11 protein-coding genes and 1 pseudogene are annotated in these 12,579 nt (G+C 42.1%); 4 read left to right on the forward strand and 8 right to left on the reverse strand.

Features of this window, described 5'->3' with window-relative positions:
- Positions 1-142: 142 nt before the first annotated feature.
- The 3 genes and pseudogenes from thrS to STO1_RS09750 all read right to left on the reverse strand — a co-directional run bounded on the left by thrS (position 143) and on the right by STO1_RS09750 (position 3,358).
- Positions 143-2,086, reverse strand: a complete 1,944-nt coding sequence (gene thrS, locus STO1_RS02485) for a threonine--tRNA ligase (protein ID WP_096421830.1) — start codon at positions 2,084-2,086, stop codon at positions 143-145.
- Positions 2,087-2,096: 10 nt separating this feature from the next.
- A pseudogene (locus tag STO1_RS02490) lies at positions 2,097-2,722 on the reverse strand (AAA family ATPase).
- A gap of 261 nt (positions 2,723-2,983) precedes the next feature.
- Positions 2,984-3,358 (reverse strand): hypothetical protein, encoded by a 375-nt coding sequence (locus tag STO1_RS09750; RefSeq protein ID WP_096421832.1) that lies wholly within the window; start codon positions 3,356-3,358, stop codon positions 2,984-2,986.
- Positions 3,359-3,555: 197 nt separating this feature from the next.
- On the opposite strand from STO1_RS09750, the gene STO1_RS02500 reads away from it, so the two are divergent.
- The 3 genes from STO1_RS02500 (at position 3,556) to STO1_RS02510 (ending at position 5,998) form a co-directional block, all read left to right on the forward strand.
- Positions 3,556-4,398, forward strand: a complete 843-nt coding sequence (locus tag STO1_RS02500) for a metallophosphoesterase family protein (protein ID WP_084939225.1) — start codon at positions 3,556-3,558, stop codon at positions 4,396-4,398.
- A 72-nt stretch (positions 4,399-4,470) separates the two neighbouring features.
- Positions 4,471-4,908 carry an Rrf2 family transcriptional regulator gene (locus STO1_RS02505; protein ID WP_001167381.1) on the forward strand — a complete coding sequence of 146 codons (438 nt, stop codon included), beginning with the start codon at positions 4,471-4,473 and terminating at the stop codon, positions 4,906-4,908.
- Between the two features lie 67 nt (positions 4,909-4,975).
- Positions 4,976-5,998 (forward strand): YdcF family protein, encoded by a 1,023-nt coding sequence (locus STO1_RS02510; protein ID WP_000273638.1) that lies wholly within the window; start codon positions 4,976-4,978, stop codon positions 5,996-5,998.
- Positions 5,999-6,284: 286 nt separating this feature from the next.
- On the opposite strand, the gene STO1_RS02515 is transcribed toward STO1_RS02510, so the two are convergent.
- The 5 genes from STO1_RS02515 to STO1_RS02535 all read right to left on the reverse strand — a co-directional run bounded on the left by STO1_RS02515 (position 6,285) and on the right by STO1_RS02535 (position 10,119).
- Positions 6,285-7,067, reverse strand: a complete 783-nt coding sequence (locus STO1_RS02515; protein ID WP_084939224.1) for a DUF4037 domain-containing protein — start codon at positions 7,065-7,067, stop codon at positions 6,285-6,287.
- Positions 7,068-7,196: 129 nt separating this feature from the next.
- Positions 7,197-7,856, reverse strand: coding sequence for an amino acid ABC transporter permease (locus STO1_RS02520; RefSeq protein WP_096421834.1), 660 nt, complete (start codon positions 7,854-7,856; stop codon positions 7,197-7,199).
- A gap of 9 nt (positions 7,857-7,865) precedes the next feature.
- Positions 7,866-8,543 carry an amino acid ABC transporter permease gene (locus STO1_RS02525; RefSeq protein WP_096421836.1) on the reverse strand — a complete coding sequence of 226 codons (678 nt, stop codon included), beginning with the start codon at positions 8,541-8,543 and terminating at the stop codon, positions 7,866-7,868.
- 12 nt (positions 8,544-8,555) lie between these two features.
- Positions 8,556-9,350: a transporter substrate-binding domain-containing protein gene (locus STO1_RS02530; protein ID WP_084939221.1), complete on the reverse strand. Its 795-nt coding sequence runs from the start codon at positions 9,348-9,350 to the stop codon at positions 8,556-8,558.
- A 10-nt stretch (positions 9,351-9,360) separates the two neighbouring features.
- Positions 9,361-10,119 (reverse strand): amino acid ABC transporter ATP-binding protein, encoded by a 759-nt coding sequence (locus STO1_RS02535; protein WP_045617531.1) that lies wholly within the window; start codon positions 10,117-10,119, stop codon positions 9,361-9,363.
- Positions 10,120-10,296: 177 nt separating this feature from the next.
- Here STO1_RS02535 and recJ point away from each other — a divergent pair, with 177 nt between their 5' ends.
- Positions 10,297-12,516, forward strand: a complete 2,220-nt coding sequence (recJ, locus tag STO1_RS02540) for a single-stranded-DNA-specific exonuclease RecJ (RefSeq protein WP_172843659.1) — start codon at positions 10,297-10,299, stop codon at positions 12,514-12,516.
- Positions 12,517-12,579: the final 63 nt, after the last annotated feature.

The following is a 12,579-nucleotide window of genomic DNA, read 5'->3' on the forward strand; positions in this document are numbered from 1 at the left end:
TTATCTAACTCATGAAAGCAAATCTTGTGTTGTGGTTTGACCAATCACTACTAGCTCAGATTAAATAAAATATAAAAAGCAACAGCTGAAATAGTTGTTGCTTTTTCTGGCTCTGAAAAATGTTTCTCAGACTGTGATTGTTTTATTTCTCAACGCGTGATTTGTTGGCGATATCAGCAAGGATTGCTGCTGCAAACTCATCTACTGGGACAGTTTGTGTTTCTTTTTGGCCATAGCGACGAACATTGACTGTTCCGTCTTCCATTTCTTTGTCTCCAACGATTAATTGGTAAGGAATTTTGCTTGTTTGTGAAGCACGAATCTTGAATTGCATTTTTTCATTGCGCTCATCTACATCTGCACGGACACCACGGTCACGGAGTTTTTTAGCTACTTCCCATGCGTAGTCCACATGTTTTTCGTTAGAAACGGGGATGAGGGTCACTTGGTGTGGGGCAAGCCATGTTGGGAAGGCACCCTTGTAGTTCTCAATCAAGATAGCTGTGAAGCGTTCCATGGTTGAGATAACCCCACGGTGGATCATAACTGGACGGTGTTCTTCACCGTCAGCTCCAATATATTTGAGGTCGAAGCGTTCTGGAAGCAAGAAGTCAAGCTGGATAGTAGAAAGGGTTTCTTCTTTACCGAGGGCAGTTTTAACCTGGATATCCAATTTTGGTCCGTAGAAGGCTGCTTCACCTTCAGCTTCAAAGTAATCCAGTTCCATATCATCCATAGCTGCTTTCAACATGCGTTGTGCATTTTCCCACATCTCATCGTTGTCAAAGTATTTGTGTTTATCTTCTGGGTCACGATAAGACAAGCGGAAACGGTAATCTGTCAAATTAAAGTCTTCATACACGTCGATAATCAATTGAAGAATTTTCTTGAATTCTTCCTCAATTTGTTCTGGAGCTACAAAAGTATGACCATCATTGAGGGACATTTCACGTACACGTTGAAGACCTGTAAGGGCGCCAGATTTTTCATATCGGTGCATCATGCCAATCTCAGCGATACGGATTGGTAATTCACGGTATGAGTGTACATGGTGTTTATAAACTTCGATATGGTGAGGACAGTTCATTGGGCGGAGGACAAACTCTTCACCGTCTCCCATGTCCATAGTTGGGAACATATCTTCACGGTAGTGATCCCAGTGACCAGAAGTTTTATAGAGTTCCACTGAGGCAATTGGTGGAGTGTAAACATGTTGGTAGCCTGCAGCGATTTCCTTGTCGACAATGTAGCGTTCCAATTCACGACGGATAGTGGCTCCGTTTGGTAACCAGAATGGTAAACCTTGTCCGACTTCTTGTGAAATCATGAAGAGGTCAAGTTCTTTACCGAGTTTACGGTGGTCACGTTCCTTGGCTTCTTCACGCATTTGAAGGTAGTTCTTCAAGTCTTTCTTGTCAAACCAAGCTGTACCGTAGATTCGTTGCATCATCGCGTTGTCGCTATTTCCACGCCAGTAGGCACCAGCTACGTTGAGCAGGTGGAAAATTTGGATACGACCTGTTGATGGGACGTGAGGACCACGGCAGAGGTCCACGTATTCGCCCTGACGGTAGATAGTCAAACCGCCTTCGTCTTCTGAGTGTTCTTCAATCAATTCCAATTTGTAAGGGTCGTTCTTGAAGATTTCACGGGCCTCGTCCTTAGTCACTTCTTCACGGATTGATGGGAAGTTTTCTTTAACGATTTTTTTCATTTCTTCTTCGATACGAGGCAGGTCTTCGTTGGAGATTTGGCCAGCAATATTGTCGGTATCGTAGTAGAAACCATCTTCGATAGCTGGACCAACACCTAAGTGAATGTCTGGGAAGAGGCGACGAGCTGCTTGGGCAAACAAGTGAGCAGCTGAGTGGCGCAAGATTGGCAGAGCATCTTCGTGATCAGACGTCACGATTTCGATGCTTCCATCTTCAGTGATAGCACGAGTAGTGTCGATGAGTTTGCCGTTGAATTTACCAGCCAAGGCTTTTTTTGCTAGGGAATTGCTGATGGATTGGGCAATTTCAAAAGTTGTAACGCCAGATTCGAATTCACGAACAGCGCCATCTGGGAAAGTAATCTTAATCATGGTTTTCTCCTTAAATATTTATTCTATTTTTGTTGGACAATTTTAAGAGCCGAGCAACTTCTTCTGCAGTCTGATTTTCTGGTTGACTACCATCTGTTACGAGACTAGGATAGCCTAATTTCATCGCTTCCTTACGAACCATTTGAGCAAAAAGAATATCTCGTTGCATCCAGTTTTCAAAAGCTTGCTCAGGGTTGGTTGTACCCTCTAAGACATAAGGAACCCATTCTCTCTGTCTATAATGCTTTTTTTGAAAATCAGCTGTCGGAGTCAAGCATAGATAGGATGATGCTTGACATTCAAGCTCCTTTACCAAGTGAGGCAAAAGTCCTGCTCCCTCCACCAAGAGAGGTCTGTTTTGATTTTTTATCAAGTAAGATTTTACATAAGGAAAAATCTTACTTGAAAAAAGTGCCATTCTTCATCTGCCATCTCTTCTGGATTTCTCATCCAGATTTGTTCTGGATTTCTATCCTGCCTAAGAAGGCAAATCGGCTGTGAGTCTGCACTTGCTTGACTCATCATCTCTTCTATCAAATCATCCAGTTTGATATGAAGTAGTTGATACTGTCTTGCAAGAAGTGAGGCAATTGTTGACTTTCCACTGCAAGGCGATCCGCCAATCATATAAAGCATCGTTCTTCCTCCTTCTGACAAAACAAAAAGCGACATCCTCGAAAGGACGTCGCAACGTGGTTCCACCTTCATTTATGTTCCTCAAAAAGAGGGACACCTCTGATTGGCTTTAACGTAGCCACCGTTTTATGTTTGCATAAAAGTCAGTAGAGTAGTATCAGTTTAGGCTTTCTATGCGTTTCCAGCAACCACGCACTCTCTAGTAGAAAGGGACTAAGTGACTTGTCTCTATGCATTATTATAGCATGATTGCGAGATTTTTCAAGGATTTTGTGAAAGTTTTTTATTTTTTCCTCGCTGTAGCATGTATTTAATACCCGAACCTGAAGCCATACCAAGTAGGGCAAAGAGTTCATAAGCTAGGAAATAAACGAGAATGAATTCATTAAAAGTGATGATGGTAAAGCAATAGAGCAATCCGACACCAAGCAGCCACCACAGTGAGAATTGGAAACGGTAGCTATAAAGAAGGGACACGATGAAGGTTGCCAAAGGTGAAAAGAGGAGAATGTTGTAAATGTGCAGTCCCTTCAGTGTATATGGGTTAGTGATGAGTAGTGAGAATAGCACATAGAGGGGCCAGTAAAAGAAGAAAATGACAAAGTAGTATGGAATATACTTAAGATATTTCCGCATGGCAATAGTCCTCCAATCTACAAAAATTGAGAGATGTTGAAGACCACATAATCCTAAATGAAGGGGAACTCTCTATTTATATTATAGCACGTATTGGAAGCCTTTACAAGTTAATCCAGTGAGTAGCGATAGTGCTCTTTTTGAGTGTTTTCTGCTATAATACTAACAAAAGAAGTAAGAGGAAAAGAGGAGAAAGGATGACCAAAATAGCAGTTCTTTCAGACATACATGGGAATACGACAGCCCTGGAAGCTGTACTGACTGATGCTAAAAAGGCAAAGGTAGATGAGTACTGGCTTTTGGGGGATATTCTTATGCCAGGAACAGGACGTGGAAGGATATTGAATCTTTTAGCGGCTTTGCCTATTACTGTAAGAGTTCTTGGTAATTGGGAGAATAGTCTCTGGCGTGGTTTGCATCGCAAGCTAGATTTGACAAAAGCTAGTCATCGCTACCTCCTACGTCAATGCCAGTATATATTAGAAGAAATCAGCCCTGAAGAAATCGAAGACCTCCACAATCAACCCATGCAAGTTCATCGTCAGTTTGGTGATTTGATGGTGGGAATCACTCACCATCTCCCTGATAAAAACTGGGGTAGGGAGTTGATTCATACGGGAAAACAAGAAGATTTTGATAGATTAGTGACGGAACCGCATGCCTCCATCGCAGTATATGGTCATATCCACCAACAGTTGCTTCGTTATGGAAGTGATGGACAGTTGATTCTTAATCCAGGGTCCATTGGACAACCCTTCTTTCTAGATGCGAAGTTGCGTAAGGACCTGCGGGCCCAGTATATGATCTTAGAGTTTGATGAAGCAGGTTTGGCTGATGTTGATTTTCGTCGAGTGGATTATGATGTAGAAGCCGAATTGCAGTTGGCTAAAGATTTAAAGCTCCCCTATTTCCAGGTCTATTATGAAAGTTTGGTAAATGGGATTCACCACACTCATAACCAGGAACTTCTGTATGAGATTGCTCAAAAACAGGGGCATGATATTGAGTTGGATGAATGGTTAGATAGTAGTAATGATTGACATGACATCAAAAAGGGGTATAATGAGTATGAGAAGAGAGATGATGAAAATCTCAGGTGAAAGGGGAACAAAATGCAAATTTCAAGTCGATTTACCATTGCGACCCATATGCTAATTATCATTGCTATAAAGGGCCGGGAAAGCAAGGTGACCAGTGATTTTCTCGCAGCTAGCGTTGGAGTTAATCCAGTCATTATCCGTAAGACTTTGTCGCAACTCAAAAAAGCAGGATTGATTTCAGTTGCGCGTGGGACGGGCGGTACCGAGATTATAAAGGACCTCCAAGATATTAGCCTTTTTGATGTGTATCAGGCTGTCGAATGTCTAGGAAAATCTGGCAAACTCTTTAGTTTCCATGACAATCCCAATCCTAACTGTCCAGTAGGGGCTAATATTCATAAGGTCTTGGATCAGAAATTGCTGGATATCCAAGTAGCTATGGAAAATCAACTTCGTCAGATGAGTCTGGCTCAGGTTGTGGCAGATGCAGAAGCAAGAATAGCAAAATAAGAGGGCTAGGCTCCTCTTTTTCTATTGCCATAATTATGGTACAATGTAGACATTAAAGGAGGAGACTATGTACTTTATCACAGGATTTTTTGTCCTACTTTTTCTCGTTTCGTTTTTAAGGGACAATCGCAGTCTCTGGAATCCAGCTCTCTTGCTTTTGTCTCTGCTCTTTTCTTATATGTCCATTGCCAATCTTTTTTACGAAGCTGGGCAGAAAGAAGTGCACATGGTTTTCTTTGCAGGGATTTTTCTCCTGCTGCCTCTTTTAGTTTTTCTAAGTGGTTTTTTCCTTATTTATAATGGATTCGTGTTATTGAAAAAAGAAGGAAAATCCAAGGCAAATTATTTGTCTCTAGGATTAGGTTGTGTGATTCTATTCTTTTTTGTGATCATGGCGATTCGAGTGAGCGATACCAAGGGCTTGTTTTACACCAATCATCTAGTGAATATTATCTTTTTCTTTTTGATTTATTCGTATTTGATTTTTGGTTTTGCCTTTGCAGGATTTCTGCTTTATTCTATCCTGTATCTTTTTATTCCTAAGAAAAAATATTATGATTTTATCATCATTCACGGAGCAGGTTTGTTGAATGGAGAAAAAGTGACTCCCTTACTAAAGAGTCGCATTGATAAGGCAGTAGAAGCCTATCGCCAGTCTCTTAATCCCAATGTTAAAATCATCGCGAGTGGTGGTCAAGGTGGAGATGAAAAGATATCCGAAGCTCAGGCGATTTGTAATTATTTGTTGGAAGAGACAGATATTCCGAGAGAAGCGATTCTCCTAGAGGAAGACTCAACGACGACCTATGAGAATCTTCTCTTCTCAAAAGAAATGGGAGAGAAGCTGGTGACCAGTCCACGTTTTCTCTTTGTGACCAATGATTACCATGTTTTTCGTACCAGTACCTATGCTCGCCGTATTGGGATGAAGGGAGATGGCCTTGGTTGCCGTACAGCCGCCTACTATATCCCATCGGCCTTTATCAGAGAATATATTGCTCTATGTGTGAAGATGAGATGGCTTTTTATCGCCCTCTATGTTTTGTTGATTTTAGCTCTGATTTTCTCCTATAGAGGTGTTCTATGGTAATATGTAAAATTCATATTGTAATTCTTGTTAGAATCTCTAAAAAATCTTGTAGTAACCCTAAGGGAAAAATTGTCACTAGTAATGAAAGAGCAGGGTAAGTGATTGTGAGTGCGGTTTTTGGAACGGCTTCATGATTGCTCGTCAATCAATTGAACAATTTCTAACTTAGTTGCAGATTTTCAGAGAGAGTCAAAAATAGGCAACTGAATATGAGTAGACTAGAATTTTACAGTCAACGACAAATAAAAATGTGAACAGCAACAGAGGTTCACATTTTCTTTTTGGTCTATGGCAAAATGGCTTTTAGTTCCTTCAGGATAGTTTGCAAGGTTACGATCGCTTGTTCTCCTTGTTGTGGTTGATAGAGTAGTTGGAAATACTTGCGAATAGTTTCTTCAAATTGCTTAGGGAGGAGAGTACAATGGGCCTTTGCGTACTCCAGCATCCGTTTTTCACCAGGATGGGTTTGCTCATTGAGCGCAAACAACAAGTCAAAGTAGGAAGCAAAAAATTCACTTGAGCGGTGATTCATACTGAGAAGATCTTGGCGTTTGATAGCTTTTTCTATTTGGTGAGAGAAGGCAGGCATGGTTTGTTCTAGCAAAAGGAGTTGCCTTTCAATGATATGCTTTTTGAGTTCCTGTGGATAGGGAATCTGGTAGGTTCTTTGGAGCGAAGCATAGTTTCCATTCGGATCGTATAGAATCTTGCTGTGGAGTAGATTATGCCACATGCAAGTTGTATAAGCATTTTGAGCTTTGTGTTGAAAAATGGTTGAGTTCAATTCTTGTTCAAACGACTCCAGCGAACGATAAATCAGCTCGATTTGGATACCGTTGTTTAGTACACAGTCGTCCTCTAATTCCCAAAACTGGTTTCCAATTTCCATATAGGAGCAATAGTTGCTAAGAATGATTTGACGAGTTTTCTCGTCAATAGGTGAGTTAAGATAGACATAGACATCATAGTCAGAATTTTGATCGTAGTCTTGTCCTGCACGTGAACCACCAAGAGCGATAGCTTCTACTTGTTCCAGTTGAGAGAATTCTTTGCAAAGTTCGTGGATCATGATTTTTCTCCTTGCTTTAGGGTTTTAAAGTCATTTTACCAAAAAGTAAAACGTTTGCATAGCATTGAGTTACTCTTTTTCATTTATAGCAAAAAATGTGAACCCTTGTTTTGAGTTCACATTTCTTTTTTATTCTGCGGCTTGTTGCCAACGTTTTGCTAGCTTATGAGACAGGCTAGAAATGGCAAAGTTAAAGATAAAGTAAATCAAGGCAATCAGGATATAAAGACTGAAGACCTGCTCTGGTTCGAAATAGCGTCCCATGAGAATTTGGCTGGCGCCAAAGAGTTCTTGTAGAGCGATAACAGAGTAAAGAAGACTGGTATCCTTAATCACAGTTACAAACTGAGAAATGATAGCTGGCAGCATTTTACGGATAGCTTGTGGGAGAATGATGTAGTAGAGGATTTGTATGGAGGTAAATCCCTGAGACATTCCAGCTTCGTACTGTCCCTTGTCCACGGCGTTGAGACCGCCTCGGATAATCTCAGCTAGGGCTGCTGAGGTAAAAAGGGTAAAAGCAGTAATACCTGCTGGTGTGGACTTCATCTTGAAAACTAAAAAGATGGTGAAAATCCAGAGAAGGTTGGGAACGTTACGTACAAACTCGATATAAATGCTGGAGATGATCCGTAAGACAGGATTTTTCCCATTTCTCATGACGGCTAGTACTGTTCCGATAAGGGTCGAGAGGACGATAGCAATTAGAGAAATGTAGAGGGTCAAGCCAAATCCTTTAAAGATAAAGGCTAGGTTATCTGGGGTCAAAACTTCTAAAATAGATTCCATAGTAACCTCCTAAAGTGAATAGGCTTTTTTATTGGCTTGCTCCATCTTGCGACCAAATTGGGCGACAGGGAAGCATAGGGCAAAGTAGAGTAAGGCAGCACCTAGAAAGGCTGGGATGTAGTTTCCGTTGAGAGCTGACCAAGACTTGGTCACAAACATCAAGTCCACCCCAGAGATGACAGCAACCGTTGAAGTATTCTTGATAAGGTTGACGATTTGGTTGGTCAAAGGAGGGAGAATGATACGGAAGGCCTGAGGCAAGATAATCAATCGCATGGCACTGATATAGGTGAAACCTTGTGATAAGGCGGCCTCCATCTGACCATTAGGGATGGACTGAATCCCTGAACGAATAACCTCAGCAATATAGGCACCGTGATAAAGTCCGACGCAGAGAACAGCTGTCCAATAAATCGGAATCATGATGGTATGGTCACTGATAAGAGGCAAACCATAGAAGACGATGACAAACTGCACCAAGAGGGGAGTATTTTGGTAAAATTCGACAAAGATGCGAGCTAAAATGCGCAAAATTGGGCGCTTGCTAGTTGACATGGCTCCAAAGAAGATACCCAAGACCATGGCGAGGATAAAGGATCCGATTGCTAGGGCAAGGGTGAAGAGGAAACCGTTGAAAAATTGTCCAAAATCCTGAAAATAGGCTGTCCAAGATGATAAATCTGTCATGGGGTGTCCTCCTTAATCTGCAGTATGGCTAGATGGTTTGAGTTTGTAACGGTCATAGAGTTTCTGCAAACTGCCATCCTTGCTCCATTTGGTAACCAAGTTATCGAGATAGTCGTTTAGCTCGGTATTTGATTTCTTGGTAACGATACCGTAGTCAGATGGCTTGAAACTATCATCTAGCAATTCTGTTCGTTTACTGATGTAACCAGATAGGATAGAGCGATCCACGGAAAAGGCATCAATACGGTGAGCGTGAAGGGAAGTAATCAATTCTGGGTAGGAACCAAGTTCGACAAATTTAAAGGTTAGACCTTTCTTTTTACCCAGTTCGGTAATCAAGCGTTGGGTGATGGATCCTTGGGCAACCCCAATGGTTTTTCCGTTTAGGCCCTCAATGCTTTTAATGTTGGCAGATTTGTTGACCAAAAAGCCAGAAGCGTCCGTATAGTAGGGACTGGTAAAGTTGTAGAGTTTTTTACGTTCTTCTGTGATGGTGAAGGTTGCGATATCCATGTCGACCTGTTCATTGTCTAATAGTGGTCCGCGGGTTTGAGCGGTAACTGGAACGTAGCGAATCTTGACCTTGAGTTCGTCTGCAATCATCTTGGCAAGGTCAGTTTCGATACCAGAATAAGTCCCTGTCTTGGGATCCTTGTAGCCAAAATTGGGAACGTCTTGTTTGACACCGACAACGAGCTCGCCTCTTTTTTGAATGTCTGCGATACTGGTATCGGCTTGGACTGGTTTGGCAGCAGCAAGGCCGAAAAGGCTAATCACTATTGCTGATAAAAAGAATTTCTTTTTCATAGAGACCTCCTTATTTTACTTTGTCACTTTCGTGGTTGATGATTTTGCTGAGGAATTGTTGTGCACGAGGTTCGCTTGGATTGTCGAAAAAGTCATCGACATCTGTCGTATCTACTAAAACTTCCCCGTCAGCCATAAAGATGATGCGGTCCGCAACTTCACGGGCAAAGCCCATTTCGTGGGTAACGATGATCATGTTCATCCCATCATGCGCCAGTTTTTGCATAACTGCTAGAACATCTCCGATGGTTTCAGGGTCAAGAGCAGATGTTGGCTCATCAAAGAGGAGGAGCTCCGGATGCATGGCAAGACCACGAGCAATGGCGATCCGCTGTTTTTGACCACCAGATAGCATGGCGGGATAGGAATCTTTCTTGTCCCACATATTTACAAATTCCAGATATTTTTGGGCTGTTTTTTCAGCTTCTTTTTTATCAATTCCTAGAACTTTTACGGGTGCGAGTGTTACATTTTCTAACACTGTTTTGTGTGGATAAAGATTAAAATGTTGAAAAACCATGCCGACTTCCTTACGAAGAGGAACTAAATCTTTCTGACTAGCACCTGCTACTTGGTGTCCATTGACCAGGAGACTTCCTTTGTCAACAGCCTCTAAACCATTGATCGTACGGATAAGAGTGGACTTCCCAGAGCCGGAAGGTCCAAGCAGGACAACAACTTGTCCTTTTTCAAAACGGAGATTGATGTCGCGGAGTGCGTGGTAGTCTCCGTAATATTTTTCGACGTTTTTAAATTCTACTAAAGCCATGAGAGATCTCCTTTGTGTTAGATTTTATAACATGATTCTACAACAAAAGAGTGTTCTTGTCAAATCATATCTGAAAAAAATTCACTAAAATGTTATAAAAAAGCAATCTGAATAGAGAAAATGCCTAAATCATGTTATAATGAAACGATAGAATTCTTAGAAAGAGTGGATGTTTTTTTGATAACTCCTACTTATGAATGGCAGTTTGCCCCGCAGGTTGAAGATGCGGATTTTACAAAGATAGCCAAGAAGGCTGGACTGGGTCCCGAGGTAGCACGGTTATTATTTGAAAGAGGGATTCAGGACGAAGAAAGCCTGAAAAAGTTTTTAGAACCTTCCTTGGAGGACTTGCATGACCCCTATCTGCTCCATGATATGGACAAGGCAGTGGAACGGATTCGTCAGGCCATTGAAGAAGGGGAAGACATTCTCATCTATGGAGACTACGATGCGGACGGTATGACTTCAGCTTCGATTGTGAAGGAAAGTTTGGAACAGCTTGGCGCCGAGTGTCGAGTTTATTTGCCCAATCGTTTTACAGATGGCTATGGTCCCAATGCCAGTGTCTATAAATACTTTATCGAGCAAGAGGGAATTTCCTTGATTGTGACAGTGGATAATGGAGTTGCTGGTCACGAGGCCATTGAATTGGCCCAGTCTATGGGAGTGGATGTCATTGTGACTGACCACCATTCCATGCCGGAAACCCTTCCTGATGCCTATGCGATTGTTCACCCTGAACATCCAGATGCGGACTATCCTTTCAAACAGTTGGCCGGATGCGGAGTGGCTTTCAAGCTAGCTTGCGCCCTTTTAGAAGAAGTGCAAGTGGAATTGCTTGATTTGGTCGCTATCGGTACCATTGCAGATATGGTGAGCTTGACAGATGAAAACCGTATCATGGTTCAATATGGTCTGGAAATGCTGGGGCATACTCAGCGTATTGGCCTACAAGAAATGCTGGATATGGCTGGGATTGCTGCTAATGAAGTAACAGAAGAAACGGTTGGTTTCCAGATTGCCCCTCGTTTAAATGCCTTGGGGCGCTTGGATGATCCCAATCCTGCCATTGATTTGTTGACTGGGTTTGACGACGAGGAAGCACATGAGATTGCCCTCATGATTCATCAGAAAAACGAAGAGCGCAAGGAAATCGTTCAGTCAATCTATGAAGAAGCTAAGACCATGGTGGATCCTGAGAAGAAGGTCCAGGTTTTGGCCAAGGAAGGCTGGAATCCTGGCGTTCTGGGTATCGTGGCTGGGCGCTTGCTGGAAGAACTAGGGCAGACAGTTATCGTTCTCAATATAGAAGATGGTCGTGCCAAGGGTAGCGCTCGTAGTGTGGAAGCGGTCGATATTTTTGAAGCCTTAGATCCCCACCGAGATCTCTTTATCGCCTTTGGCGGCCATGCTGGTGCAGCTGGAATGACGCTGGAAGTTGAGAAACTTTCAGATTTATCTCAGGTTTTGGAAGACTATGTCCGTGAAAAAGGTGCAGATGCTGGTGGCAAGAACAAGTTAAATCTAGATGAAGAGCTGGATTTGGAGACTCTTAGTTTAGAAACGGTTAAAAGCTTTGAACGCTTGGCACCCTTTGGGATGGATAATCAGAAACCTGTCTTTTATATCAAGGATTTTCATGTCGAAAGTGCCCGTACTATGGGAGCAGGCAATGCCCACCTCAAACTAAAAATTTCCAAGGGTGAGGCAAGCTTTGAAGTGGTGGCCTTTGGACAAGGTAGATGGGCAACAGAGTTTGCTCAAACCAAGAATCTAGAATTGGCAGTCACCCTGTCTGTCAATCAATGGAATGGCCAAACTGCCCTCCAGTTGATGATGGTGGATGCGCGTGTGGAAGGTGTTCAACTCTTTAACATTCGTGGGAAGAATGCAGTCTTGCCAGAAGGGGTTCCAGTCTTGGATTTCTCTGGAGAGTTGCCAGATCTAGCGACTAGTGAAGCGGTTGTTGTGAAAACCATTCCTGAAGATATTACCTTGCTGAAGACGATTTTTCAGGAGCAACATTTCTCAGCTGTCTATTTCAAGAATGACATTGACAAGGCCTACTATCTGACAGGTTATGGAACTAGAGAACAGTTTGCAAAATTGTACAAGACCATTTACCAGTTCCCAGAGTTTGATATTCGCTACAAGCTCAAAGATTTGGCAACTTATCTCAATATTCAACAAATCTTGCTGGTCAAGATGATCCAAGTATTTGAAGAGCTGGACTTTGTGACGATCAAAGATGGTGTCATGACAGTCAATAAAGAAGCACCAAAGCGAGAGATAGGAGAAAGTCAGATTTACCAAAATCTCAAGCAAACTGTCAAAGACCAAGAAATGATGGCGCTGGGTACCGTGCAAGAAATGTATGATTTTTTAATGGAAAAATAGTAGAAGTTAGGAAAGAGTTGGGTAACCAGCTCTTTTTTGAAAACAAATCTTCGTTTTGAAAAT

The organism is Streptococcus oralis subsp. tigurinus (assembly GCF_002356415.1).
Lineage (GTDB): Bacteria > Bacillota > Bacilli > Lactobacillales > Streptococcaceae > Streptococcus > Streptococcus oralis_F.